General features: G+C 38.7%; 29 protein-coding genes and 1 riboswitch. Of the genes, 26 read left to right on the forward strand and 3 right to left on the reverse strand.

Translation table 11 applies throughout. The annotated features are described in order from the left end of the window. Positions 1–55: 55 nt before the first annotated feature. Both AKG34_RS23475 and AKG34_RS23480 read right to left on the reverse strand, forming a co-directional pair. Positions 56–1,072 (reverse strand): LCP family protein, encoded by a 1,017-nt coding sequence (locus AKG34_RS23475; protein ID WP_053348552.1) that lies wholly within the window; start codon positions 1,070–1,072, stop codon positions 56–58. Between the two features lie 171 nt (positions 1,073–1,243). Then, on the reverse strand, positions 1,244–1,879 hold the full coding sequence (locus tag AKG34_RS23480; RefSeq protein WP_053348553.1) for a YigZ family protein: 636 nt from the start codon (positions 1,877–1,879) through the stop codon (positions 1,244–1,246). Between the two features lie 627 nt (positions 1,880–2,506). Here AKG34_RS23480 and AKG34_RS23485 point away from each other — a divergent pair. The 20 genes from AKG34_RS23485 (at position 2,507) to AKG34_RS27265 (ending at position 18,933) form a co-directional block, all read left to right on the forward strand. Continuing rightward, positions 2,507–3,649 (forward strand): sensor histidine kinase, encoded by a 1,143-nt coding sequence (locus tag AKG34_RS23485; RefSeq protein ID WP_053348554.1) that lies wholly within the window; start codon positions 2,507–2,509, stop codon positions 3,647–3,649. 46 nt (positions 3,650–3,695) lie between these two features. Then, on the forward strand, positions 3,696–4,379 hold the full coding sequence (locus tag AKG34_RS23490; protein WP_053348555.1) for a response regulator: 684 nt from the start codon (positions 3,696–3,698) through the stop codon (positions 4,377–4,379). A 220-nt stretch (positions 4,380–4,599) separates the two neighbouring features. After that, a complete protein-coding gene (locus AKG34_RS23495) occupies positions 4,600–5,442 on the forward strand; it encodes a DegV family protein (protein ID WP_053348556.1) in 843 nt (280 codons plus the stop codon). Positions 5,443–5,635: 193 nt separating this feature from the next. Next, a complete protein-coding gene (locus tag AKG34_RS23500) occupies positions 5,636–6,967 on the forward strand; it encodes an ATP-dependent helicase ComFA (protein ID WP_236695034.1) in 1,332 nt (443 codons plus the stop codon). Then, the gene (locus tag AKG34_RS23505; protein ID WP_053348557.1) at positions 6,960–7,652 is read left to right on the forward strand and encodes a ComF family protein; all 693 of its coding nucleotides are present in this window, start codon (positions 6,960–6,962) and stop codon (positions 7,650–7,652) included. Before AKG34_RS23500 ends, AKG34_RS23505 begins: the two co-directional genes overlap by 8 nt. 100 nt (positions 7,653–7,752) lie before the next feature. After that, complete coding sequence (locus AKG34_RS23510; protein ID WP_053348558.1) at positions 7,753–8,172, forward strand: TIGR03826 family flagellar region protein; 420 nt, start codon at positions 7,753–7,755, stop codon at positions 8,170–8,172. 239 nt (positions 8,173–8,411) lie between these two features. Further along, positions 8,412–8,675: a flagellar biosynthesis anti-sigma factor FlgM gene (flgM, locus tag AKG34_RS23515; RefSeq protein WP_053348559.1), complete on the forward strand. Its 264-nt coding sequence runs from the start codon at positions 8,412–8,414 to the stop codon at positions 8,673–8,675. Positions 8,676–8,750: 75 nt separating this feature from the next. Then, positions 8,751–9,239 (forward strand): flagellar protein FlgN, encoded by a 489-nt coding sequence (locus AKG34_RS23520; RefSeq protein WP_053348560.1) that lies wholly within the window; start codon positions 8,751–8,753, stop codon positions 9,237–9,239. A gap of 30 nt (positions 9,240–9,269) precedes the next feature. Further along, positions 9,270–10,829, forward strand: coding sequence for a flagellar hook-associated protein FlgK (gene flgK, locus AKG34_RS23525; RefSeq protein WP_053348561.1), 1,560 nt, complete (start codon positions 9,270–9,272; stop codon positions 10,827–10,829). 15 nt (positions 10,830–10,844) lie between these two features. Continuing rightward, positions 10,845–11,723, forward strand: a complete 879-nt coding sequence (gene flgL / locus AKG34_RS23530) for a flagellar hook-associated protein FlgL (protein ID WP_053348562.1) — start codon at positions 10,845–10,847, stop codon at positions 11,721–11,723. A 49-nt stretch (positions 11,724–11,772) separates the two neighbouring features. Next, the gene (locus AKG34_RS23535) at positions 11,773–12,351 is read left to right on the forward strand and encodes a DUF6470 family protein (protein WP_053348563.1); all 579 of its coding nucleotides are present in this window, start codon (positions 11,773–11,775) and stop codon (positions 12,349–12,351) included. Between the two features lie 8 nt (positions 12,352–12,359). Beyond that, positions 12,360–12,803 (forward strand): flagellar assembly protein FliW, encoded by a 444-nt coding sequence (fliW, locus tag AKG34_RS23540; protein ID WP_053348564.1) that lies wholly within the window; start codon positions 12,360–12,362, stop codon positions 12,801–12,803. Next, on the forward strand, positions 12,803–13,036 hold the full coding sequence (csrA, locus tag AKG34_RS23545) for a carbon storage regulator CsrA (RefSeq protein WP_053348565.1): 234 nt from the start codon (positions 12,803–12,805) through the stop codon (positions 13,034–13,036). Before fliW ends, csrA begins: the two co-directional genes overlap by 1 nt. Positions 13,037–13,173: 137 nt before the next feature. After that, a complete protein-coding gene (locus AKG34_RS23550; protein ID WP_053348566.1) occupies positions 13,174–13,998 on the forward strand; it encodes a flagellin N-terminal helical domain-containing protein in 825 nt (274 codons plus the stop codon). A gap of 325 nt (positions 13,999–14,323) precedes the next feature. Beyond that, positions 14,324–14,686 (forward strand): flagellar protein FlaG, encoded by a 363-nt coding sequence (gene flaG / locus AKG34_RS23555; RefSeq protein ID WP_053348567.1) that lies wholly within the window; start codon positions 14,324–14,326, stop codon positions 14,684–14,686. Positions 14,687–14,701: 15 nt separating this feature from the next. Continuing rightward, positions 14,702–16,216 (forward strand): flagellar hook-associated protein 2, encoded by a 1,515-nt coding sequence (locus AKG34_RS23560; RefSeq protein WP_053348568.1) that lies wholly within the window; start codon positions 14,702–14,704, stop codon positions 16,214–16,216. A gap of 26 nt (positions 16,217–16,242) precedes the next feature. After that, the gene (fliS, locus tag AKG34_RS23565; protein ID WP_053348569.1) at positions 16,243–16,644 is read left to right on the forward strand and encodes a flagellar export chaperone FliS; all 402 of its coding nucleotides are present in this window, start codon (positions 16,243–16,245) and stop codon (positions 16,642–16,644) included. Continuing rightward, positions 16,644–16,985, forward strand: a complete 342-nt coding sequence (locus AKG34_RS23570) for a flagellar protein FliT (protein WP_053348570.1) — start codon at positions 16,644–16,646, stop codon at positions 16,983–16,985. Before fliS ends, AKG34_RS23570 begins: the two co-directional genes overlap by 1 nt. Positions 16,986–17,240: 255 nt before the next feature. Beyond that, positions 17,241–17,798: a ribosome hibernation-promoting factor, HPF/YfiA family gene (gene hpf / locus AKG34_RS23575; RefSeq protein WP_053348571.1), complete on the forward strand. Its 558-nt coding sequence runs from the start codon at positions 17,241–17,243 to the stop codon at positions 17,796–17,798. Between the two features lie 871 nt (positions 17,799–18,669). Beyond that, positions 18,670–18,756, forward strand: a riboswitch (cyclic di-GMP riboswitch). Positions 18,757–18,792: 36 nt separating this feature from the next. Further along, complete coding sequence (locus tag AKG34_RS27265; RefSeq protein ID WP_236695035.1) at positions 18,793–18,933, forward strand: anti-repressor SinI family protein; 141 nt, start codon at positions 18,793–18,795, stop codon at positions 18,931–18,933. Positions 18,934–19,082: 149 nt separating this feature from the next. Here the strand turns inward: AKG34_RS27265 and AKG34_RS23585 are convergent, their stop codons facing one another. Then, positions 19,083–19,406, reverse strand: a complete 324-nt coding sequence (locus AKG34_RS23585; RefSeq protein WP_053348573.1) for a helix-turn-helix domain-containing protein — start codon at positions 19,404–19,406, stop codon at positions 19,083–19,085. Between the two features lie 440 nt (positions 19,407–19,846). Here AKG34_RS23585 and secA point away from each other — a divergent pair, with 440 nt between their 5' ends. The 6 genes from secA to ftsX all read left to right on the forward strand — a co-directional run bounded on the left by secA (position 19,847) and on the right by ftsX (position 26,908). Beyond that, on the forward strand, positions 19,847–22,360 hold the full coding sequence (gene secA / locus AKG34_RS23590) for a preprotein translocase subunit SecA (RefSeq protein ID WP_053348574.1): 2,514 nt from the start codon (positions 19,847–19,849) through the stop codon (positions 22,358–22,360). Between the two features lie 147 nt (positions 22,361–22,507). Then, positions 22,508–23,606, forward strand: a protein-coding gene (gene prfB, locus AKG34_RS23595) for a peptide chain release factor 2 (protein WP_235569524.1) whose coding sequence is annotated in 2 segments (ribosomal slippage) — positions 22,508–22,570 and positions 22,572–23,606 — 1,098 coding nt in all. Because the reading frame shifts where the segments join, the coding sequence is not laid out codon by codon here. A 230-nt stretch (positions 23,607–23,836) separates the two neighbouring features. Beyond that, positions 23,837–24,652: a YitT family protein gene (locus tag AKG34_RS23600; RefSeq protein ID WP_376106588.1), complete on the forward strand. Its 816-nt coding sequence runs from the start codon at positions 23,837–23,839 to the stop codon at positions 24,650–24,652. A gap of 49 nt (positions 24,653–24,701) precedes the next feature. After that, complete coding sequence (cccB, locus tag AKG34_RS23605; RefSeq protein ID WP_053348577.1) at positions 24,702–25,043, forward strand: cytochrome c551; 342 nt, start codon at positions 24,702–24,704, stop codon at positions 25,041–25,043. A gap of 295 nt (positions 25,044–25,338) precedes the next feature. Continuing rightward, positions 25,339–26,025: a cell division ATP-binding protein FtsE gene (gene ftsE / locus AKG34_RS23610; RefSeq protein WP_053348578.1), complete on the forward strand. Its 687-nt coding sequence runs from the start codon at positions 25,339–25,341 to the stop codon at positions 26,023–26,025. Continuing rightward, positions 26,015–26,908, forward strand: coding sequence for a permease-like cell division protein FtsX (gene ftsX / locus AKG34_RS23615; protein ID WP_053348579.1), 894 nt, complete (start codon positions 26,015–26,017; stop codon positions 26,906–26,908). The genes ftsE and ftsX overlap by 11 nt, the downstream gene beginning before the upstream one ends. Positions 26,909–26,960 lie beyond the last annotated feature (52 nt).

Below are 26,960 nucleotides of genomic sequence, written 5' to 3' on the forward strand. Positions count from 1 at the left end.
AAGGAAACCCCACTTCATCTCTAAGGATGAGTGGGGGGTTCTTTTTTTCTAAATGTTATTGTGATTGAACGGCTTCAGTTTGATTAGAGACTTCTTTAGGACCCAGATTTAAGTGGGATTGAAGTAGTAGCTTAGTATTTGCTACTGATGTTTCGTTCAATTGATAGTAATAGGTTCCGCTAATTGTGGAATCTTGACCTTCAAGTTTAACAGTTTCGAGATCCAGACCGTTGTCAGATGTTACATATTTTATGAAACCTTTAATTTGTGAGAATTGGAGATTCGTTGTCATATTGTCGCCAACAGCTTCCATAACTCCTGTATACTTCGTTAATGCTCCAACAGAGGTTGCCTTGGTCATGATGGCTTTCAGAACTTCCTGTTGTCGCTCACCACGTTGGATATCACTGTCCTTTTTACGAGTCCGTGCAAAGGCTAATGCTTCTTCACCATTAACAGTTTGTAATCCTTCTTCGAGATGAATGGCATTCTTCTTGTCATGCGAATCCATTTCGTTCATTTCATAAGGTACATCAACTTCAATTCCATCTAATGAGTCCACCACGTCGATGAAAGCATTAAAGTTCATCCGGACATAATAATCAACAGGGATATCGAATAATTCTTCCACAGTATCCATTGTTGCTTTTGGTCCACCAGCTGCATGAGCTGAGTTGATTTTCGTCGTTACGCCCTTGGCTGGCACGTACACATAGGAGTCACGTGGAATGCTTAATAGTTTAATAGATTTTTGATCTTTGTTGAATGTAGCCAGCATTAAAGCATCCGAGCGTGAATTTCCTTTATAGTTGCGTTCATCGCTGTCATCAATCCCTATGAAAAGAATTGAGAAATTATCCTTGAGTGGGTCAACCGTTTCACTCCGCTTGGCTGAGGCCTCGACAGGATCGTAAGAATCATTAAATACATTTTGGGCTTTCATATATAGAGTTGCAGCATACGTAGAAGCTCCTAGACCAAGTACCAACAGGGGGACTAGAAATAACCAAAGCCTCTTTCGCCTTTTTTTCTTTGTTTTTTTAATTTTATAAACACGCCTAGTATTAGACATCTTTTTCTTCTCCTTTTAAATAGCAGACATAAATCGCCATTTTTCGAATCCTTCAGTATATATTTCGTCATATATTAATACTAATTTTACAATGATTTAATAATTTCGTAAAATAAATATTTCTTTTCAATTATATTACAGCAAAAAAAAGGAAAAATATGCAGGAGAAAATTAAACGAGAGCCTGTTCTAAATAAATCATTTCGCCCTCAGTGATACGACCTTGACCGTTTGTCAGCTCTGTCATCCAGTTGGTATATGCCTGTTTTTGGGCTTCCTCTACATATACCAGAAGATTGACTTGTTCAAGGTATTGAATTTCCTTTATTTGATAAATCGATGATCGTAATTCGTTTTCCAATTTTCCGAGCCAGGTATAGTCGACATTTGTTGAAATTACGCGCATTAATTTTCTATTAACTACACCCGTGGTATTAATTCCTTCTGAAGTCGCTTTACTATAAGCACGAATCAGGCCGCCTGCACCAAGTTTGATGCCGCCAAAATATCGTGTAACCACAACAGCCGTATCTTTTAGGTCTTTTTTCTTAAGAACCTCAAGAATAGGGACGCCTGCCGTACCGCTTGGCTCTCCATCATCAAGGGCTTTTTGAATTTGATTTTGTTCTCCAATCATATAGGCTGAACAATTATGAGTAGCATCTTTATGCTTTTTCTTAATTTCTTGAATAAAGGCCTGGGCTACTTCTTCTGATTCCACTCGGGCGATGTGGGCAATAAATCGAGATTTCTCAATCACGATTTCATGTTCACCACGTCCTTTTACCGTTAAATAATGAGGGAGCATTACTATTCCACCTTCGCTCTCGCTATTAGTTGATTCATTATAAGGCTTTGCGCAAAAAGTGGCAATGAAGATTATTTTTTATTCCGTATAGTGTAAAGAAACTTTAATATAAGAAAAAGTTGTACGTGTTATAATTAATTCTACTGCCAGCTAATGTTTATTAGATGGTCATATATGCTTAAAAGAATATCATTGTAGGAAAAACAATGAGTTTTGTACCATAAACCTGGCTTGTCCATATCGTGTCAGCTCATTTCAAGGATTTTGCCATTTAATAAATGTATCTGTTTCGTATAATAATCAATGGAGTGGAATATTCCATTTGATTGATAAGGATAATTCGAATTAGGATAATAGAAACAACCTTTTAATAGGTGGTCTAACGTGATATCCATAAAAGCTAGGAATATGAAATGTATACTAAATATGTATATTTTGTGAAAATCCTACAATGAAATTGACGTATTTTTCTTCTTTTTTTGGTACAATATGTTCATGAAGGTTACTTCATTGCAAGTTTCCTGATAATTAACCATTCATGAAAAAGGAAAAAGAGCTTTTTTCCATATACATAGTCTATAAGACAACAAATTGTTTAAGTCTGTTGATTTAAGTGGAGGGATCTTAATGTCCATAAAAAAGGTTGATGCTAAAGCATTGGACAAGATCTTAGAAACAATGGTATGCACTGTTAGTGAAAGTAAGGATGAAGTCTTTGATATTGGAGAGCAATGTCGCAAAGACTTTGAGTCATTAACAAAAGAGCTTGATGATGTGAAAATCAGAGTTGCCATTGTGATAACCGACAGCGATGCACTGGATTCAAAAGCCAGATTTGCTCGAAAAAGGCTTTCCGAAGTCAGTATGCACTTCAACCATTTTTCTGAAGAACAGGTTCGCGATGCTTATGAGAGGGCACATAAGCTGCAAGTCGATTTACAAATAAATCGCCAGTTAGAGAAAGAGCTTCGTAATCGACGGGATGAACTTGAGCTTAGATTAAGGGGATTACAGCAGACGATTGATAAAGCTGTACATCTCGTCTCGCAAATCTCTGTTGTACAAAACTATTTGACACAGGACTTGAAATTTGTGGGAGAAGCTCTACAAGAAGCGAAACGTAAGCAGGACTTCGGCTTGAAAATAATAGAAGCTCAGGAGCAGGAACGTAAAAAACTCTCACGGGAAATCCATGATGGCCCCGCGCAAATGCTTGCTAATGTCATGATGCGTTCGGATTTGATAGAACGTGTACAACGAGAGAGAGGTCCTGATGAAGCTCTTGTGGAAATCCGTAGCTTAAAAGTCATGGTACGGAATGCGTTATATGAAGTGCGTAGAATCATCTATGATCTGCGCCCTATGGCCCTTGACGATCTAGGCCTTGTTCCTACCCTCAGAAAGTATCTACAAACGACCGAAGACTATAATACTGGTGTGCATTTGAATTTCGTTAACCTCGGCCAGGTCAAAAGGCTTCCCTCTGATATGGAGGTTGCTTTATTTAGGCTGGTCCAAGAGGCTGTACAGAATTCACTGAAACATGCAGAGCCAAAGCAAGTTCAAGTTAAACTTTCCATTTCTAAAGAGATGGTTACGGTTGTCGTCAAAGATGATGGAAAAGGGTTTGATTCTTCCATTCAAAAAGAGGGTTCTTTTGGCTTAGTAGGCATGAGGGAAAGAGTCGAACTGCTTGAAGGTGAAATGACGATTGATTCACAACCAGGGTCAGGCACTTTGGTGTTTATACAAATTCCCTATCATTTATAAATTTTAGAGAATAGGCATTTAAATAGAAATTAGGAGGAAGAAGCCGTTGAAGACTAGTATCATCATTATAGATGACCATCAGCTTTTCCGTGAAGGTGTTAAGCGTATATTAGATTTTGAATCATCCTTTGATGTTGTTGCCGAAGGCGATGACGGAAGCGAGGCTATGGATCTTGTTGAAACACACAAACCAGATGTTGTTATCATGGATATCAACATGCCGAATATGAACGGTGTCGAAGCGACTAAAATGCTTGTAAACCGTTACCCTGAAACGAAAGTCATCATTTTATCGATTCATGATGATGAAAACTATGTACAGCATGCATTGAAAACAGGAGCACAAGGTTACCTGTTGAAAGAAATGGACGCAGATGCGCTAATTGATGCTGTTCGTGTAGTCGCAGAAGGTGGCTCATACCTTCATCCAAAGGTGACACATAATTTAGTCAAAGAATATCGCCGTTTAGCTGCTGAAGAGGGTGCTGATCGTGATTCAGTACATGCTGTAGAGATCAGAAGACCGCTTCACCTATTGACTCGACGCGAGTGTGAAGTTCTTCAACTTTTAGCAGACGGAAAAAGCAACCGTGCCATCGGCGAAACTTTATATATCAGTGAAAAAACAGTAAAAAACCATGTGAGTAACATTCTTCAAAAAATGAATGTAAACGACCGTACCCAAGCTGTTGTTTTAGCTATTAAAAACGGCTGGGTAGAAGTGAAATAATTTTAACTTATGATAAGTCCGGCTCTTCAGTTTTCGCAATGCGTACTGAAGAGCCGGACTTTTTTTGTCAAATGCCGAACTCGGCATAAATCTATTCACCTACTTAATTTTTACATATTTATGGTAAAAAAAAGAGAAGCTACTTAATGCAAGTTAAGGCATTTTCAGATAGAATGGTGTATAAGATATTTAGAGTAATTTTATAAGGATGGTACTCACTATGAAAACCGCAGTCGTAACAGATAGCACTGCATATATACCTAAGGATATGCGTGATCGTTTACATATACATATGATGCCGCTTAATGTCATTTTTTCCAACGAAGCCTACCGGGAAGAAATCGATATTGCTGCAGATGAGTTTTATGAAGAAGTAAAAAGGCAAGCGAAGCTACCGACCACGTCACAACCACCAATCGGTCAGTTTGTTGAGAAGTTTGAAGAGCTGCAAAAAGAATATGATGATGTTATTTCAATTCATTTATCGAGTGGTATCAGTGGTACGTATCAAGGTGCGGTTTCAGCAGGTGAAATGGTAGAGGGAGTTCAGGTCCACGCCTTTGATTCTGAAATCAGCTGTAGAGTCCAGGGATTTTATGTTCTCGAAGCGGCTCAGATGGCACTTGACGGCAAGGACGCAGAAGAGATTATGGCCAGGCTCGAAGAAATGAAACTTTCCGTCCGGGCATATTTCATGGCAGATGACTTATCCCATCTGCAGCGTGGGGGGCGGCTAAGCAGTGCCCAGGCCTTGATAGGGAGTTTGCTACAAGTAAAGCCTGTTCTCCATTTTGTTGACAAAGTCATTGTCCCGTTCGAAAAAATCCGTACTAGAAAAAAGGCGATGAAACGGATTGCTGATTTACTTGGAGAAGACGCGGCAAACGGTGAAAACTATAAAGCGGTCATTATTCATGCTAAGCGTGAAGCTGAAGCTAAAGACTGGAAAACGGAACTTGAAGCGCGTTTCCCAAATGTCGAGTTTGACATCAGCTACTTCGGTCCTGTGATCGGAACGCATCTGGGCGAAGGCTCGATGGGGATGGGCTGGTATAAAGTATAAACAGAGGAACGTCTTTCCTTGAAAAGGAGGAGGCGTTTTTTTATGGATGTAAGAGGGATTCTAATGTGAAAAGCGAATTCTATTTACGAGTGTAAAATTCTATTCTAAGAAAGAAGGTTATAGTTTGGAAACTACGATTAGTTCTCCCCCTTTTTCCCCAGAACTTCAGAATCACCTCACAGGAAGGTTGTTATTGGCCTCCGAAATTCCTTTTTCCCCGGCAATCATTTCCGACCAAATAAAGCACGGCTATGTCTCTGTGACTTCCGGCGTGAAATGCGTGAATGGTCAGTACAATTGTGTACGATGCGGTAACCAAAATTCTGCTTTGTTTTATACGTTTCCGTGTAAGATTTGCAATCAAGATTGTACTTACTGCCGGGCCTGTATCATGATGGGGCGGGTCAGTGAATGTGCAAAATTATACGGATGGATCGGTCCTGATTTGAAGTTTGCGGTTCCTGACAAAGTAATGAGCTGGGATGGAACTCTAACTTCAGGTCAGCAAACGGCCTCGGACTGTGTCGTTGAGGCTGTAAAAAGAAAAGGTGAATTACTGGTTTGGGCCGTATGCGGAGCTGGTAAAACGGAAGTCCTATTTGCTGGCATTGAGGCGGGCTTGCTTGCCGGAAAACGAATCTGTATGGCAACACCTCGGACCGATGTCGTTCTCGAACTGTCACCCCGGTTAAAAAGAGCCTTTCCAGCCATTGAGGTATCCTCTCTGTATGGAGGCAGCGAAGAGCGAAGCAAAGCTTCGCCGCTAACCGTTTCCACCACACATCAGCTTTTTCGTTTTTCTGAAGCCTTCGATGTAGTCATCATTGATGAAGTCGATGCGTTTCCCTACTCTATTGATGATTCTCTACATTATGCGGTTAATAAATCCAAAAAGCCCTCTGCTACAACTATCTACTTAACTGCCACTCCTTCTAAACAGATGCAACGATCTTACCGTAGCGGGAAACTGCAAGCCGTGACAATCCCTGCCCGTTACCATCATAAGCCGATCCCTGTTCCTGAAATGAAATGGAGCGGCAATTGGCAAAAACAATATCTCCAAAAAAAGATTCCTCCTGTGATTGCCAGTTGGGTAAGCGAACGTCTTCAGCAGAAGATTCCTCTATTATTATTTTTTCCGAGCATTCAAGTGATGGAACAGGTAATTCCGTTGTTTCAAACACTATCCCCTAAATTGGAGACCGTTCACTCACAGCACCCTGAACGAAAAGAAAGAGTACAGGCATTACGGAATGGCGAGGTCCCTGGATTATTGACCACGACGATTTTAGAACGCGGGGTGACAATTGAACGACTAGATGTAGCCGTGATTGGTGCTGAACATGAGGTCTTTTCTGAGAGTGCTCTCGTTCAGATTGCTGGCCGCGTCGGCAGAAGCTTTACGTATCCTACGGGAACTATCACTTTTTTTCATTACGGAAAAAGCAAAGCTATGGTCGAGGCGATCTACCATATACAAATGATGAATAAAGAGGCCTGGAAAAGAGGTCTGCTGGATGGCTAGATGCTTATTTTGTGTAGAAGAAATGAAAGTAGTATTGACGTGGAGAAGTCTATTACTAAAGAAAGAGGCAATGACAATCTGTGAAAGATGTGAAGGGAAACTTAAAAAGTTAGCAGGTGAGACATGCTCGATTTGCTCTCGAGAGCTTGATAAGAATTACCGCATCGAGGATCTTTGTTTGGATTGTGTGAGATGGGAAAAAGATAAGAAATGGAGCGGGTATTTGTCCATAAACATATCGCTTTTTCATTATAATGAATTCCTGAAAGACATGATTGCGAAATATAAGTACCGAGGAGATTATGCACTGGCTGAGGCCTTCGTTCCCTTTTTAAAAGACAAACTAAAAGACATGAATTTTGACTTGGTAACGTTCATTCCTCTTAGTAATGAACGTCTGATGGAGAGGGGTTTCAATCAGGCACAGGCTTTGACAGATCTGCTAGGCCTTAACACGGTTGAGCTATTAACGCGCCTTCATACGGAAAAACAATCGAAAAAGTCACGGGAGGAGCGGATATCATTGCCACAAGTTTTTCAGGTCACCAAACCGGATTTATTAAAGCAAAAATCAATCTTAATCGTGGATGACATTTACACAACAGGCTCAACACTCCGGCATGCGGCTAAGGCTTTGAAAACTGCTGGTGCCACAGAAGTTTCATCAATCACTCTGGCTAGGTAAAACCGAATATTTTTTATAAACCTTCTAAAGTATCGGTGTTAATATTCGATATATACAGTACTGAAGAACAATCATTGTGATAGTAAAGGAGGGGTCCTCAATGGATTTGTTCAACTGTCAAAACTGTAATTCGTTATTTGTTAAAACAAAATTTCGTAATGTTTGCGATGCTTGCTATAAAGAAGAAGAAGCTAAATTTGATGAAGTGTATGCCTACATTCGCAAGAAAAGTAATCGAACGGCGTTAATGATGCAAGTGGTTGAGGCCACAGGTGTGGAAGAAGATTTGATTATTAAATTTGTAAAAACAGGAAAACTGAGAATTTCCCAATTTCCTAACCTAGGCATTCCTTGTGAAAAATGCGGGACCAACATTCAAAGTGGGAGATTATGTAGCAAATGCAGCGATTCCCTTCGCTCTGAATTGCAGACTTTTGAAGATGAAGAAAAGTGCCTAACTAAAATACAAGAACGAAATAAAAAAAATACGTATTATATTAAAGATAATCACGAAGGATAATCCTTGGCTTCCTGATTGGTATTTTGTTAGAATATTCGGTATTGAGAACAAAATTCGACAATGGTTGTCGAAGGAAAGATTACAGGAAACCATAAAAAAAAATAAGTCCTTGTCGATAATAATGATAGGGAGAATAATCACAGCCAAGAGTCATTCTCATGGTCTGTTAAAGGAATCGAAATATGAGGTCATATACAAGATTAGATAAAGAAAATCGGCCGAAGGGGAGGATCTGGAATATGAAAATCAATAACGTCGGTATGACAGGGATTAACCCGTATAATCTTCAAGCCAATAAAGCGGGAAATGTTAAAGAATCTAAGGGCAATGCCTCAGATAAAGTTGAAATTTCTTCAGCGGCAAAAGAAATGCAGCAATTATCTCCAATTCCTGCTGCAAGACAAGCAAAAGTGGACGAACTGAAAATCCAAGTGGAAAATGGAAATTATAAATTGAATTCACAGGCGACAGCAAAAGGCCTTATTGATTTTTATCGAAAATAAATTATTAATAAACGTTTGATTATGTGAACGGAAATATATTTCACCCATCATCCATGAGCAGAGGAGGGAGCAAGAATGTCTGCACGAAACATCATCGAATCGCTTGAAAAATTGATCAAGCTTCATAGAAGCTTCAATCAATTAGCCTTAAGAAAAACAACCATTTTAAAAGCTAGCGACACTGAGGCAATTACCGCTCTGCTGATCGAAGAACAAAAGCATATTAAAGCAATCAGTCAAACGGATAAAGAAAGAGAAGCAGCAGTCGAGGGATTTTTTACAGCAAAAGGAGCAGTGAGACAGACTGCTTCCATCGACACCGTAATGGAATTAACAGAACCAATTGAAACGGCTGCACTAAAACGACTAAAAAAAGAGCTAATCGATGAAGTAGCTAAGCTGAAAGAGCGGAACATTTTAAATCAGCAATTAATCTACCAGTCACTTCAATTCATTAATGTCTCTTTAGATATGCTGAGACCGCAAAGCCAGGATATGAACTACGGGAAGTCCGTTAAAAAGCCAACAAAAAGCGGTATAGGCATATTTGATTCGAAAGCATAAGAAACAGAAAAGAGATGGAGGTTTGAGCAAATGATTTCAACCTTTATGGGGCTTGAAACAGCTAAACGTGGATTATCGACCTCACAAGGAGCCTTGTATACTACAGGAAATAACGTTGCCAATGCCAATACATTAGGATATTCAAGGCAGCGTGTTAACTTGGTACAGACATCTGGGTTTCCTACCGTCGGATTAAACAGCCCTCGTATAGCAGGTCAACTCGGGACAGGGGTGGCTGCAGAAACTGTACAGCGAATCCGAGACAGCTTTTTGGACTCACAATACAGGACTCAAAGTAATAAAATCGGTTTTTACGGGGCGATGAGCGAATCATTGTCTAAAATGGAAGGTATCATGAATGAACCAACCGACAGCGGGTTAGCTGCAATGATGGAAAAATTCTGGAATTCTCTGCAGGGGTTAACGGCCAACACGGAAAACTCAGGGGCTCGTGAGGTTGTTGCCTCAACAGGCGTTATGGTCGCGGATACCCTTAACTACTACTACAATTCGCTAAAAAGCGTTCAAACGGATATCGGAAATCAAATTAACGTTAAAGCGAACGAAATCAATCTGCTTATTAGCAGTATTGATCAACTTAACCAGCAAATTAGTAAAGTAGAGCCGCATGGGATTATCCCGAATGAACTTTACGATAAACGTGATTTACTTGTAGACAGCCTCTCTCAGCTTGTTAGTATAAACGTAAAAAACGTCATTCCAACTGATTATGGCAAAGCTAGTGATGTAGCAACAGGACTATACAATATTGAACTAATGCAAGAAGACGGTTCTTCTTATGTGCCACCTATCAATCTAGTAAGTGTTAACCAAACTGGAATGCTTGGAACTTCAAAAGTTGAAGTTAGCTATGATAAATCGACAGGTATGGTAGATGGAGTGAAATTTGGTTCGAAAACATTAACGGAGTACAAGTCTTCAGGAGAGCTATCCGGGTTGATTAACAGTTTTGGCTATAAAAAGAGTGATGGTACAATCGGAGGAACCTATCCTGATATGCTGCAGAAGCTGGATAATATGGCAACGGCTTTTGTGAATGAGTTTAATGCTATTCATAAGCAGGGGTATGCGTTAGGAGCTAGTGAAACATCAACATTAAACTTTTTTGAAATTGAACCAGGTAAGAGTGCTGCTGAAAGCATCAAGGTGAATAGTGAGATATTGAAGGACCCTTCATTAATCGCCGCAGGTGGTAATAGTGGAGGAGCTTCTGGGGATAATGAAAATGCTAAACTCTTAGCTGATTTGAAAAAGAAAGCTTTTAGTGATTACTCAACTAAAGACCAAAATTCTAAGGAGTTAACTGGGACCTTTGACACCTATTATTCCGGGATTATTGGGAAATTGGGTGTTGATTCACAAAGTGCTCAAAAGAATCTTTCCAACTCTGTAGTGCTTGCTACATCCGTTAACCAAAATAGAGACTCTGTCAGTTCTGTATCCTTAGATGAAGAGATGACAGATATGATTAGGTTCCAGCAAGCTTACAATGCTTCTGCAAGAATGATGACGATGATGGATGAAATGCTCGATAAAATCATTAACGGAATGGGTACGGTAGGCCGATAATAGGAGTGAGAAAATATGCGTGTGACGCAATCCATGCTAACTAATAATATGTTAAGTAATTTAAGCAGAAGTTACGAAAAAATGGGCAAGTTGCAGGAACAAGTCTCTTCTCAAAAAAAACTCTCTAAACCATCCGATAATCCCGTTGCTGCAATGATGGGAATGGGGTACCGGATCAATCTCAATCAAATCCAGCAGTATACAAGTAACATCTCGGAGGCAACTAACTGGATTGATAGTACAGATGATGCCATTAGTGAAGCAGTTTCCGTTCTGCAAAGGATTCGTGAGTTAACCGTTCAAGGTAGTAATGGAACCTATGATGGAGAACAGTTTGAAAGTGTATCAGAAGAAATTAAGCAATTAAAAGAACATCTCGTAAGTATAGGTGATACCCAGATTGGTGGGAAGTATATTTTTAACGGTCAGAATACGAATGTGAAACCATCTTCCGTTAAAGATGGTGATGGGAATATATTGTACGGCACAGGAGCTATTAATCTTGAAGTATTTTCTGGGATTACTATTCAGATTAATACAGACGGATCCAAGCTTTTTGGGAATGCGCTTGCTATTGGCGGCAGCATTGATCAAACGATCGATGCACTTGAAAACGGCGGTGACGTGAGTAGCACACTGGAAGGAATTGACGAAACTATCAATACATTCTTAGCTATGCAAGCTCAGGTTGGTGCTAGGCAGAATCGAATTGAATTGATGACGGACCGCCTAAAGCAGCAGGAAGTTTTTGCTACAGAAATCCTTTCGAAAAACGAGGATGTCGATATCGAAAAGGCGATAATGGATTTAACGACCCAGGAAAGTATTCATAGTGCTGCATTAAGTGTTGGAGCAAGAATCATCCAACCGAGTTTACTAGATTTTCTTCGCTAAGCTATTCCTATATGGATAGCTTTTTTTCATAAGAAGAGGAGTGATAAGGATGCAAATGCCACAAATACAATTGCAGTCTTCCTCAATGAAGGTTGGATTGAATATAGACCAACCTGTACAGGAAATTCAGCAGAAGGCAGCGGACCAATCAATTGAACAGCCGAGAGCAATCTTAGAAATTCAGACAACCCCAGGGCAGCTAACGATTGATCAAACAAAAGCGAGAGAAGATATGGATTTGAAAAGCCTATCCAAGCGAGTTGAGGAATTTGCACAGCAGGGCTATCAGGATTGGCTGGCAGGTATGGCAAGAAGGTCACAGCAGGGTACGGAGTTGAGACATATTGAAAACGGAGGTAATACAATCGCGGTTCAGGCGAAGCGAAACAGCAAGGGGCCAGAAAAGCAATTTAATCTCGGCTGGATTCCCTCTCATTTCAGTGTTCAGCTGGACTATCAACCGGCTCAGGTAGAAATTGAAGCAACCCCTCAAAAACCGATCATCGATGTGCAGGTTAATAAGCCAAACCATACATACATCCCAGGTAATGTAGAAGTGGAAGTTTTACAAGAAAATTCGCTGGATATAGATTTCATTAATTTGTTTCCAGATGAGATAGGTGAGTGAAGACATATATGAATAGACAAACAAAATTTCATGGCGAAATAGAGATAGCACAAGAAAACATTTATACATTTGAAAGCGGGATACCAGGGTTTTTAGACGAAAAACAGTTTTGTTTGCTAGCTTTGGAGGAAACACCATTTGTCGTTCTGCAATCTATAACAACAAAAGAGGTTGCTTTTATCATGTTGAACCCATTTGATATTTTTCATGATTATGAAGTGAAGCTTACTGATGAGGTACTATCTACTTTGCAAATTGAAGCAGAAAAGGAAGTCATTACGTTCGTCATTTTAACAATCCACGAACCTTTCAAGAAAACGACCGCTAATCTTCAAGCTCCTATCATTTTAAATATCTCTAAAAAAACAGGAAAGCAGTTTATCATGAATGGAAGTGGTTACATGACTAAGCATCTTCTTAATGAACCTTCAGTAGAACAGGAGGAAAAATAGTGCTTGTTCTAACTAGAAAAACTAATGAATCGATCATGATAGGTAATGATATTGAAATTACGGTCTTAGCTATAGAAGGCGAACAGATCAAACTTGGTATCAATGCTCCAAAAAATGTGGAGATTCATCGAAAAGAAATCTATCTATCTATTCAGCAAGAAAATAATGAAGCTACTAAAACAGAAACCAGTATTCTGGAAAATTTATATGAACATTTCAAGAAAAAATCTTAAAATCTCTAAATATGTTTCTACGCACGTCGATATTATATATACAACGATAAGTAGTGAAATAGACGGAAGTCTTATTCACTATTCATCGTAAAAAACCACATGGATGTGGGAATTTAAAACTCAAGGAGGAAACAAAAATGATTATTAATCACAATATCGCAGCTCTAAACACACACCGTCAATTATCAAGTGCAACAAATGCACAATCTAAATCAATGGAGAAACTTGCTTCAGGTCTTCGCATCAACCGTGCAGGTGACGACGCAGCAGGTCTTGCTATTTCTGAAAAAATGCGTGGACAAATTCGTGGTCTTGATCAAGCTTCTCGTAACGCTCAAGATGGTATCTCTTTAATTCAAACAGCTGAGGGAGGACTTAATGAAGTACATTCTATCCTTCAACGTCAGCGTGAATTAGCAGTTCAAGCATCAAATGACACAAATGTAGATGCAGATCGTAAAGCTTTACAAGATGAATTTGCACAACTTTCTTCAGAAATAGAGCGTATTAAAGACAATACGACTTTCAACACAAAAAAATTGCTGGACGGTTCAGACGCAAACGGTAAAATTCAAGTTGGCGCTGATGCAGGTCAAACAATTGACATTGACCTAACTACTGTAGGTGTTGATTTATCTGCTGCTCACACTGCTGTTGCTGCATTAGATATATCAACTCAAGCAGGTGCTGATGCTGCTGTTACTGCTGTACAGACTCAAATTGAATCTGTTTCTTCAGGTCGTTCATATCTAGGAGCAGTTCAAAACCGTTTGGAGCATACAATCAATAATCTAAATAATGCTTCAGAAAACTTAACTGCTGCTGAGTCTCGTGTACGTGATGTTGATATGGCAAAAGAAATGATGAACCAAACTAAGAATTCAATTCTATCTCAAGCAGCTCAAGCAATGTTGGCTCAAGCCAATCAACAACCACAGGGTGTTCTTCAGTTATTACGTTAATTTTTACTCTACAGTTTAGAAAAAAAAGACTCTAGAATTTTTCTAGAGTCTTTTTTCGTTTCTAAGGAAATTAAATTGCTAAAGTATTATTTAATAGTCCATATTAAACTCGTTAAGGTAGAATCCTTTTTCATAGAGAGTTAGTAAAAGAATAATTATCGAAGAATACAGTAAGTCATAGGTATAATCAAACCTTCCAAGGTTTTAAATAGATGCTTACTAAATAAATCCCGTATATCTTACTTCTTAAGAAATGTCGAAAGCCTAAATATAAAATAGTAATTACCGATATAAAAAATAAAGATAATACATTGGGGGCATTAAGATGCTGGAGAGTTTATCCACTAATATTCTTTCCTCACAACTTAGAACAGCAATTTCAGATGGAATTAGTTCCTACTATCAGAGAGAAATAAATACAGTTGCCTATTCAGAGCAAAGTGCGGAATCTAATATTGAGCCTTCAAAAGAAAGGGTTCAAGATGTAGTTGATAGTTTAAACACCTTTCTGAATCCAACACATACGGCAGTTCGTTTTGAATATCATGAAAAATTGAATGAGTATTATGTCAAGGTTGTGGATGACGTAACCAATGAAACGATTCGGGAAATCCCACCAAAGAAGCTTTTAGACTTTTATGCAGCGATGACCGAGTTCGTCGGTATTATGGTAGATGAAAAAGTATAGGTAGGTGATGTTACGATGGTAAGAATTAACGGTTTAGCGAGTGGGATGGATATTGACGCGCTTGTTAGCAGTATGATGCAGGCTGCACGTGTTCCTTTGGATACGCTAGAACAAAAGAAACAATATGCTGAATGGCAGCGAGATGATTATCGCGAGATCAATAAGTTATTGTTGGAACTGGATACCCTTATTAAAGATGGAGTGGGGATGCAAAAATCCTTTATTAAGAAAACAGTGTCAGTTTCTGATCCTAATGCAATCTCAGTAAAGAATATCAATTCAACGGTTGATTTTTCTGGGACTTTGACAGTAGGAAAATTAGCTTCAGCAGCAACTATGCTCAGTAATGGGGCAGTGGGAGTTGAAAAAGCAACAGATATCATTCCTGAAGCGTATATAGGACAGGAAATAAAAATTGAAACGATTAATAAGGACGGTTCTTTAAATACCTTTACGACAAAAATTGAAGATACTGATACGTTAAATAGTTTAATATCAAAAATTAATGCTAATTCAGATGTTACTGCTTTTTATGATCAGAACACGAAACAGATTTCATTTACGGCGAAAAACACGGGGGCAGTTCCAACTGGATTAACAAGAGAAGATGGAACGAGTGTTACTGCAGAAATTGGTTTGAGTGGTACACTCTTTACGGATCTCCTAAATTTAGATGAAAATAATATTGCTGCTGTTGGAGCGAGTAGAGGAACGGCCGGTCAAAATGCAACCTTAAATTATAACGGTCTGGATATTGAACGTTCCACCAACACATTCACTATTAACGGTGTTGAAATTACTCTTAAACAGGGGAATACGGGTCCGGTAACCTTTTCGTCTACCTCAGATGTAGACGCAGTTCTAGATACTGTTACCCAGTTTGTGAATAAGTACAACGAGATACTTGCTAACATCAAAACGAAGACAGATGAAACAAAGTACCGTGCATACCAACCGTTGACCACGGCACAAAGGAAAGACATGACTGAGGATGAAATTAAACTGTGGGAAACGAAGGCAAAGAGTGGGACACTTCGGGGAGATTCTATGTTAGCGGGTCTTCTTACGAAAATGCGGACCTCGCTATATACCTCTGTTGGTGGAAGCAACTCCGTCAACTCATTAAGTGAAATTGGAATAACTACTACAAGTAACTATCTTGAAGGTGGTAAGCTAACCATTAACGAAGAAAAACTGCGTGCTGCTATTTCAGAGGATCCAAACAAAATTTATGATTTGTTTATGAAATCAGGAGAAACAAGTGGTGAAATGGGATTGGCCAAAAGGTTGAGGGCTGATATCAAAGCGACGATGACTAATATCCAAGATAAAGCAGGTAAAGCGACTTCTGTTAATAATTCAACTTTCACGATTGGAAAACTCTTAAATAGCTACAATACGAAAATAGATAGTTGGCAAGACAAGCTGAAGGCTTTAGAAACCCGCTATTATAATCAATTCACAGCCATGGAGAAAGCGATTTCGAAAGCGAATAGTCAAAGCAGCAGCCTATCTCAGTATTTCAGCTAAGCAACTTTAGAAAGGAAGTTTGAATGATGGCAATCAATAATCCCTACCAATCTTATCAACAAAATTCGGTGAATACTGCCTCTCCAGGTGAACTTACGTTAATGCTTTATAATGGATGCCTTAAGTTTATTACATTGAGCAAAAAAGCAATTGCGGAAAAAAACTTTCAAGAAAAAAACACGAATTTAATTAAAGCGCAAAAAATCATTCAGGAGCTAATGGTCACATTAAAAATGGATTTGGCTATATCCAAGGAATTAATGTCCCTTTATGATTATTTGAATCGACGCTTGATTGAAGCCAACATTAAAAGTGATCTGGATATTTTAGAAGAGGTTGAAGGGTTTGTCATGGAATTTCGTGATACATGGAAGGAAGCTATTCAGTTGAACCGCCAGAAGCAATTTGCCAATAGTGGTCAAGCATAATGGGAGCTATTCAACATTTTTATGAGGCAACGAACCAATTGCTTTCGACGTTGGAAAATGAGCAGGATCGGGACCGGAAAATTGAAAAGGTTGAGGCCTTACTTGAGGAGCGGGAGAAGTTGATGGCAGGGATTCAACCGCCTTTTTCTGATTCTGAACAGGATTTAGGGAAGAAGTTAATCGAACTCAACGAAAAAGTTTCACAACTCCTAGAAGAACAAAAAGTAGAAATCCAACGCGATATTAAACAGCTAAGTCTCAAAAAAGAATCTACTAATAAATATGTGAACCCTTATCAATCATTATCCACAGATGGCGTGTTCTACGATAAAAGAAATTAGATATTAATCAGCCGTTTTAATTGCAAACAGTTTTAATGTTAATTGTTTTTAAATTTTCTGTAAATATTAAGGGCTTAATTTTTTCTTTATAGCTTTGTATTTGTTATAATAAAGCTAGGGCAGACATCAACCCTTTCCTAACCTTCCGACAATTGTTTCAAAATTTCGACATATTTCATGATGTGTTTCTAAAGGAAACCGGAGGGGTATTGTAGAATCTAACTGTATAGTCTTAATTTAAGGAGGACTCACTTTATGAATTACAACGTACGCGGTGAAAACATTGAGGTAACTCCAGCAATTCGAGAATACGTCGAAAAGAAAATTGGCAAGTTAGAACGATATTTTAACAATACACCAGATGCAAATGTGTTAGTGAATTTGAAAGTTAACAATAATACATCCAAGGTCGAAGTGACGATTCCTATGCAGAATTTGGTTCTTCGCGCTGAAGAGGAAAATGCGGATATGTATGCTGCTATTGACTTGATTAATGACAAGCTTGAACGCCAAATTCGTAAACATAAAACGAAAGTCAATCGTAAATTCCGTAACAACTTATCAACAACTCCTGAGGCGTTCGCCTTTAATACGGAAATTGATGAAGTGGTGGATGAATTTGAAGATGATACTGATATTGAAGTAGTCCGCAATAAGCGCTTTGATTTGAAACCTATGGATAGTGAAGAAGCGATTCTGCAAATGAATATGCTTGGTCACAGTTTCTTCGTTTACACTAATGCGGATACAAATACAACGAACGTTGTGTACCGTCGTAAAGATGGGCGCTACGGATTAATTGAACCTAGTTAATATGAATCTATAAACAAAAGCACAACCCAGACTATGGGTTGTGCTTTTTACATTTTACTCTATCCATTGCAATGTTCATTTGGGCTAAGGAGTTCGATAAGCTCTGGAAAAATAACCATCGATTTCAACCATAGAAGTCAATGGTTGTTTATATTTCCTTCCTTTTTCCTTAAATATTTTTCGGCAATTCGATAAGTGTTTTGATAATGTGATAATAAGTAAAATTCATCTGTTGAAAACAAGGTATCAAATAGTATCGATTAATTGGTTGGCTCCTGGGGATTTCATTGTTCTCTAAAAAACACAATGAAGTATGGAATGTATTGTATTTTCTTTAAAAAGAACATTTTATGTTCTTTAATAAGATAAATAGACATTTATACCTATTTAAATAACCCCTCCTATTGCACTATACTCGGATTAAAGTTCTTTAAAAAGAACAATGATTTATTTATATAAAACGATTTGAATATGGTGCAGAGGAGTTGGATTTTTGTATCGGAAAAATTGCTATACATGTCATAGAGCGTCTTTTAGCAGTGTAGAATATGGAGGTTGGCTTTGTCCGACCTGCGGTGAAGACTTGTCTGCGCAAAAAGCCTTTGATGCACTTATTATGGAAAGAATTAATATGCCCCATCGTTTGAATAAGAAGGGCAATGTTTATAATTTTATAAAAAAACGAACATGAATAATTTGAACCATCTTGTTTTGTACATGAAATAGACAAAAAATATCATGGATTTCTTGATTTTGTAATATTTTGTCGATAAAAAGTTGTACATTGTGGTAAATTAGCGACATAAAGTAGCAATATTTGGAGCAAATATTCGCTATAATAACATAATAAATATAGTTTTTGTAATAATTACCCTGACAAAGGCAAGCTCAGCGAAAGATGAGGGCGCAAAGGCACAGGCCTAAGTTTGCCTAATGCTAAGATGGCTGGTCTGCCTGAAATACATACAAGTAGTATTTTAGGAGGATAAAAGAGGTGGTTAACGTGGAAGTGGATCAAGAATGGGTGAAGTTGATTTCAGAAGCTAGGAAATTGGGTTTAAAGAAAGAAGAAATTAGTGCTTTTTTAAAAAAAGAGAATCTAAATGTGTCACTAGAGGAGAACAATGAAAACTAAGAACCAAAAAGGAATGAAAAAAACATCCCTATAAACAGTTGATTTACAACATAGCTGTCTATAGGGATTATTTTATTTTCTGAGATTCTACCAATACTAGTTTGATAGAGCTGTACTATTTATGTTTGTGTAGATAGTTTAGCATTTATCTATTCTTCTTTATCTTTTCTCCATTTATTAAACTCAATGAACTCTCTGAATTGTTGTTTTGAAACGCCAGAATTCATAGCTTCCTCAACAATTTTCATCCAGTCAGTGTCCAAGGATTCCTTATTTGGCGCATCGTAAAGAAGGGCATCTACAGGAATGTTAAGTACAGCAGAGATTTTTTCGAGAAATTGAATAGAAGGATTTGTTTGTAAGTTACGCTCGAGCGAACTTAAGTATGACTTTGCTACTCCGGCTTTATCGGCTAGTTCAGTCATTGACATTTTCTTTTCTTCTCGCAGTTTTTTTACACGTTCACCAATCAACAATACCACCTCGAAACATGTTCTATTTATCTTCGATTTATAAGTTTTAAACCCACATAAAATCACAGGAATAGGAAGCCTGAAAAGCTAGATTGCTTCAACTGACTATCAGTATAGAGGGACCAAAAATATCTATTGATAGAAGGTTACTGTTTACTTCGCATTTTCGTTTGTCTTGTTAAAGACTCATGTGAAAAGTGGGGAGTGTGTAATGTACTTTTGCTACTTCCCTCTATTTTAACAGTTTTACCCCTCTTTTATCCAATGTTTTTCGTAAGAACTGAATTCAGGTCCATAGACATAGAGTGACATGAAGTTGTACCTCTAGAATAGAAGTGTTAAAATTAAGCGTGGATTAGTATTAACAGAAGGTGTGTTTCTTCTTACTTATATGAATGTGTTATTGAATGATCATTACCATAATAGAGGAGCGTTATTGAATGCTTAATATATTAAATAAAGTTTTTGATCCGAATAAGCGAGAAATTAAGCGTCTGGAAAAAGTCGCTGATCAGGTCGAAGCGCTGGCTGATGAGACAGCTGCGTTATCGGATGAGCAGTTGCGCGCCAAAACAGAGGAGTTTAAGGAGCGTTATCAAAACGGGGAAACCGTGGATGATTTGCTTGTTGAAGCTTTTGCGGTTGCGCGTGAAGGGGCGAAACGAGCTCTTGGTTTGTACCCTTACCGTGTTCAAATCATGGGTGGGGCATCACTTCATGATGGAAACATCTCTGAGATGAAAACGGGGGAAGGTAAAACATTAACATCAACCATGCCGGTTTATTTAAACGCGCTTACTGGTAAAGGTGTGCATGTCGTGACTGTCAATGAATACTTGGCGAACCGTGATGCAACTGAGATGGGTGTATTGTATGATTTCCTGGGTTTGACTGTTGGGTTGAATTTGAACAGTCATTCTAAAGAAGAAAAACAAGCTGCCTACAATTCTGACATTACTTATAGCACGAATAATGAGTTAGGCTTTGATTACTTGCGTGACAATATGGTTTTGTATAAAGAACAAATGGTACAGCGCCCGTTGCATTTTGCTGTCATCGATGAAGTCGATTCGATTTTGATTGATGAAGCGAGAACGCCATTGATTATTTCTGGTTCAGCGCAAAAATCGGCGCAGCTTTACATCCAAGCAAATGCGTTTGTGAGGACGTTACAAAAAGAAACGGACTATACGTATGATGAAAAAACAAAAGGTGTTCAGCTGACCGAAGAGGGTATGAACCGTGCTGAAAGAGCATTTAATATCGATAACTTGTTCGATATCAACCATGTTACCTTAAACCATCATATTAATCAGGCTTTGAAGGCGCATGTTTCCATGCATTTGGATGTGGATTATGTTGTTCAAGATGGCGAGATTGTCATCGTTGATCAATTCACTGGCCGTTTAATGAAGGGCCGTCGTTATAGTGAAGGTCTTCATCAGGCAATTGAAGCAAAAGAGGGCCTTGAAATTCAAAATGAAAGCATGACACTTGCAACTATCACGTTCCAAAACTATTTCCGGATGTACGAAAAACTTTCTGGTATGACAGGTACAGCTAAGACAGAGGAAGAGGAATTTCGGAATATCTATAATATGAATGTTATTGCGATTCCAACAAACCGGAATATTGTTCGTGATGACCGCGCCGATCTTATTTACGCGTCAACGGATGGGAAATTCCGCGCTGTTGTGGAAGACATCGCTGAGCGTTATACAAAAGGGCAGCCAGTGCTCGTTGGTACTGTTGCCATTGAAACGTCTGAAGTCATTTCTGCGTATTTATCCAAAAAAGGTATACCTCATGATGTTTTGAATGCAAAGAATCATGAGCGTGAAGCAGAAATCATTGCGAATGCAGGTAATCAAGGTTCAGTTACAATCGCTACTAACATGGCTGGCCGTGGTACGGATATCAAGCTTGGCGAAGGTGTCAAAGAACTTGGCGGCCTTGCTGTTATCGGTACGGAGCGTCATGAAAGTCGAAGGATAGATAACCAATTGCGTGGTCGTTCCGGTCGTCAGGGAGATCCTGGGGTTACTCAATTCTATTTATCAATGGAAGATGAACTGATGCGACGCTTCGGTTCGGATAATATGAAAAGTATGATGGCACGTCTTGGTATGGATGATTCACAGCCAATTCAAAGTAAAATGGTGACGAGAGCCGTTGAATCCGCTCAGAAACGAGTGGAAGGGAATAACTTTGATTCGCGTAAACAATTGCTGCAGTATGACGATGTCCTACGTCAACAACGGGAAATCATCTATAAACAGCGTTTTGATGTGATGGAAAGTGAAAACTTACGTGAAATTGTTGAGACGATGATTGAGGCATCCATTCAGCGCAATGTTGCTGCGTTTGCTCCAATGGGTGATGAAGAAGGCTGGAACTTACAAGGTCTTGTCGATTACTTGAATGGTAACCTATTCAATGAAGGTTCAATTACAATAGAAGATTTAGAAGGAAAAAATGAATCGGAATTGGTTGAATTTATTTTAGGTAAAGTGAAAGAAGACTATGATCAAAAAGAAGCAGAGCTTTCAGAAGATCAAATGCGAGAGTTTGAAAAGGTTATCGTTCTTCGTGCGGTGGATAGCAAGTGGATGGACCATATCGATGCTATGGAACAATTGCGTCAAGGGATTCACCTTCGTGCTTATGGTCAAATTGACCCACTTCGTGAATACCAATCAGAAGGTTTCGCAATGTTTGAAGCTATGATTGCCTCCATGGAAGATGAAGTCGCTAAATACATTATGAAAGCTGAAATTCGCAACAATTTAGAGCGGAAAGAAGTCATAAAAGGACAAGCGGTCAATCCGAAGGAAGAAGATGGAGGAAAAGTGAAGAAGGCTCCAGCCCGTAAAAAGGATGAAGTCGGGCGAAATGCCTTATGTCCATGTGGTAGCGGCAAAAAATATAAGAATTGCCATGGTAATTTAGCCTAAAGTTAGGTGTATAATGATAAGAGAGACGGTGTAAGAACTTGCCGCCTCTTTTCATGTTTAGTTTGCGTATAGTTTGAAGATGTTTATTGGACTGAAACACATCCCTGTACAGGGGTTTTTTTAACATACTTAATGAGGTGAAGAGAAATGGAATTAGCAGAAATTAGAAATGAACTTGAACGAACCGCACAACGATTAACGGACTTTAGGGGGTCTCTTTGACTTAGATGAAAAAGAGGCACGAATCGCACAACTAGAAAATGAGATGACACACCCTGATTTTTGGAATGATCAGTCAAAAGCACAGACTGTCATCAATGAAACGAATGCATTGAAAGATCAAGTCAATCAATTGTCCGATTTGAATGATGCATATGAAAATCTGGATTTGACGTATGAATTAGTGAAAGAAGAAAGCGATGAAGAACTTCTTGCTGAGTTGGTAGAAGAAATCACGATTCTTTCACAAAAGATGAATGAATTTGAACTTCAACTTTTACTAAGTGAAGAATATGATTCGAAAAATGCAATTTTGGAATTGCATCCTGGTGCAGGTGGAACTGAGTCCCAAGATTGGGGTTCAATGTTGCTTCGTATGTATACAAGATGGGGTGAAAAAAGGGGCTTTAAAGTAGAAACCCTTGATTACCTTCCAGGTGATGAAGCTGGAATCAAGAGTGTCACGCTGCTGTTCAAGGGCCATAACGCATATGGTTATCTGAAAGCAGAGAAAGGTGTTCACCGTCTAGTTCGGATTTCTCCTTTCGATTCATCAGGGCGCCGTCATACTTCATTCGTTTCTTGCGAAGTTATGCCGGAATTCGACGAGACGATTAATATAGAAATTCGTACGGAAGATCTGAAGGTTGATACGTACCGGGCAAGTGGGGCAGGTGGTCAGCATATTAATACGACTGACTCAGCCGTAAGGATTACGCATTTACCTACAAATACTGTGGTAACGTGCCAAAACGAGAGATCGCAAATCAAAAACAAGGCTCAAGCCATGAATATGCTGAAAGCCAAATTATATCAACTTGAAATTGAACAACAGCAAGCCGATTTGGATGAAATTCGCGGGGAGCAAAAGGAAATTGGCTGGGGAAGCCAAATCCGTTCTTACGTCTTCCATCCCTACTCCATGGTAAAAGACCACCGTACTAGTGCGGAGACAGGAAACTTGGGAGCTGTCATGGACGGAGATATCGATATGTTCATTGATGCCTATTTACGTTCAAAATTATAAGAAGTAAAAGTCGGGCCGGATTTTCTGGTTCGGCTTTTTTTATGATTACGTATACATGGAAGTTCAATTCACTACCACTTTAAAGTCATTTGGCTGACTTTTACAGGATATTATAGGGGATGCAATACAACGTTCGGCCAATACTAGATAAAAAATGATGGTTTTATAGGAGAAAATATAGAATGAGAAAAAGATACCGGGAGCAAAAGCACCCTTTGATACAAAAGTTAATGGAGTACGGGTTGGTAATTGTCGGTTCGGCTATTATTGCAATTGGTTTTAATGTATTCTTGCTTCCCAACCAAATTGCTTCAGGCGGAGTCAGCGGAATTAGTACGATTCTCGATTCTACGCTCGGTTGGGAACCAGCCTATGTACTGTGGGGATGTAATATTCCCTTATTTATTGCAGGACTTATTATACTTGGACGGCATTTTGGTGCAAAGAGTCTGATTGGAACATTGTTCTTACCGCTTGTCGTATTCCTTACAAAGGATTGGGAGCCATGGACGAATGATGCTTTGCTTGGTTCAATATGTGGGGGAATTATGGTGGGCCTTGGGTTAGGAATTGTTTTCCGCGGGAAGGGTTCCACCGGGGGAACGGATTTAGCAGCACAGATTATTCATAAGTATACCCATATGTCATTAGGGACATGTGTAGCTGTCATTGATGGAATCATTGTCTTAAGCGCTGCGATTGTTTTTGATATTGAAAAAGGGCTTTATGCGTTAATAGGTTTATATGTGACAAGCAAGACGATTGATCTCGTTCAGGTTGGGTTGAATCGTTCTAAGATGGCATTAATTATCATGAATAATGAAATGGAAGTAAGGAATGCTATCTTACATGAGCTAGACCGGGGAGTAACACGAATTTCCGGGTATGGCGGCTATACGGATGATACTCGTCCAATTTTGATGTGTGTAATAGACCAGTCGGAATTCACTAAATTGAAACAATTGGTTAAACTTGTTGACCCTAAAGCGTTTGTGATCGTAATGGATGCATCGGAAGTACTTGGGGAGGGTTTTAAACTAGATTAAAATTGGTATAATATTTCTGTACTGGTATAAAACAGAGGGGGTAAATTCTATGAAAAAGAAATGGTTAGCCTTATTAATGGGTACGTCTCTCGCCTTGGCTGCGTGCGGAGGAAACGATGATAATGCAGATAATGAGCCAGCAAGTGATCAAAACGAAACTACAACCGTAGATGCAGGAGATGCAGCGAAAATTTATGAAAACAAATGTTCAAGCTGTCATGCAGTAAATCTTGAAGGTGGCGTAGGACCGAATTTAACGAAAGTTGGTTCGAGATTATCAAAAGATGAAATCGAGCAAGTCATTGCAAAAGGTCAAGGAGCAATGCCAAAAGGTATAATTCAGGGAACCGAAGCGAGCAAAGTTGCTGAATGGCTTGCTGAACATAAATAACGACTATAGAAACGTTCTGCATACAGCAGGGCGTTTTATTTATCCTCCTTATAAATCCACAGAAAACCCACAACTAATCCCTAATCAAGAAAACTAATCCTAGAATTATTACGTAGATGTTGATAATCTTTCTCAATGAAATGAAACTGTAATATTTTTATTCTTAATTTGACAAAATTAGATGTTATAATGTTTCTGTGCTCTAGTAAGAAAGATTCCTGTCAGATTCCAGTGAAAATTGTCGAAAAAGCTTAGTTACATAAATATAAAAACAAGCAAATTAGGTGGTTTTAGAATGATAGAAATGATAGATGTGAAAAAGACCTATCCTAATGGCGTAATTGCCATTAATGGACTCAATGTAAAAATAAAACCAGGCGAATTCGTTTATGTAGTAGGACCCAGCGGTGCCGGAAAATCGACCTTCATCAAAATGATGTATCGGGAAGAAAAGCCGACAAGTGGTAATATCTTGGTAAATGGTGTCAGCCTTCCAAGTATCCGCAATTCGAAAGTTCCTCTATTCCGCCGTAATATCGGTATGGTATTCCAAGATTTCAAACTCCTTCAAACCTTCACAGTTTATGAAAATGTAGCATTTGCGATGGAAGTTATCGAAAAAGAACCAGAAGAAATTAAAAAGAGAGTCATGGAAGTTCTTGACCTAGTAGGGATTAAACATAAAGCTAGAATGCTCCCTTCTGAACTATCTGGTGGAGAACAGCAGAGGGTTGCGATTGCACGTTCGATCGTCAATGACCCTAAGGTGGTTATCGCCGATGAACCTACAGGGAATCTAGATCCTGAAACATCATGGGAAATTATGAACATATTTGAAGAAATTAATAATCGTGGAACAACACTTGTCATGGCCACACATAATAGGGACATCGTTAACAATATTAAACGACGTGTCATTGCCATTGAAAGTGGAAAAATAGTTCGAGACGAACATCGAGGTGATTACGGATATGAAATTTAGAACATTACTCCGTCACTTCCGTGAAAGTTTTAAAAATATTGGCCGTAATGGTTGGATGACGTTTGCATCAGTCAGTGCAGTAACAGTCACTCTAACATTGGTTGGCGTTTTTTTAGTGCTCATGATGAATTTAAATCATATCGCGGGAAATGTGGAGAAGGATGTCGAAGTTCGTGCACATATTGATAATGCTGCGAATGATGACGATATAAAAGCAATCGGTAAGAAAATTACAGAGATGAGCGGCATCGAAACAGTCATATTCTCTCCAAAAGATGAAGAGCTCACCAATTTAATAGATGATTTAGGCGATAATGGTGATGCCTTCAAACCATTTGAACAGGACAACCCATTAAGGGACGTTTACATTATCAAAACGAAATCTCCGCAAGATGTCATCAAGGTGGCAAAAAAGATCGAAGGTTTTGAATATATCCAGAGTGTTAAATATGGACAAGGCTATGTAGAGAAACTATTCAGTTTCGTGAATATAGCCAGAAATATAGGAATCGTTCTTATTGTAGGTTTGCTTTTTACTGCGATGTTCCTTATTTCGAATACTATTAAAATTACAATTGTAGCTAGAAGAAAAGAAATTGAGATTATGAGATTAGTAGGAGCAACAAATAACTTTATCCGTTGGCCATTTTTCTTAGAGGGACTCTGGTTGGGAATTCTCGGTTCAATCGTGCCAATTGGTCTAATTTCAGTACTCTATTACAATATTTATAAATATGTAGCACCACAGATTACGTTTAAATTCATAGATTTTCTACCTGCAAGCCCGTTTATTTATCAAATTTCGGCCATTCTTATTGTAATAGGCGCCGTTATCGGGATATGGGGCAGCTTGATGTCCGTTAGGAAATTCTTAAAAGTATAAAAATGTATCTTCACACCTTCTTTTACACTCGAATGTCAAAAGAAGCCTAGTA

This window comes from Peribacillus butanolivorans (genome assembly GCF_001273755.1).
GTDB lineage: Bacteria > Bacillota > Bacilli > Bacillales > DSM-1321 > Peribacillus > Peribacillus butanolivorans.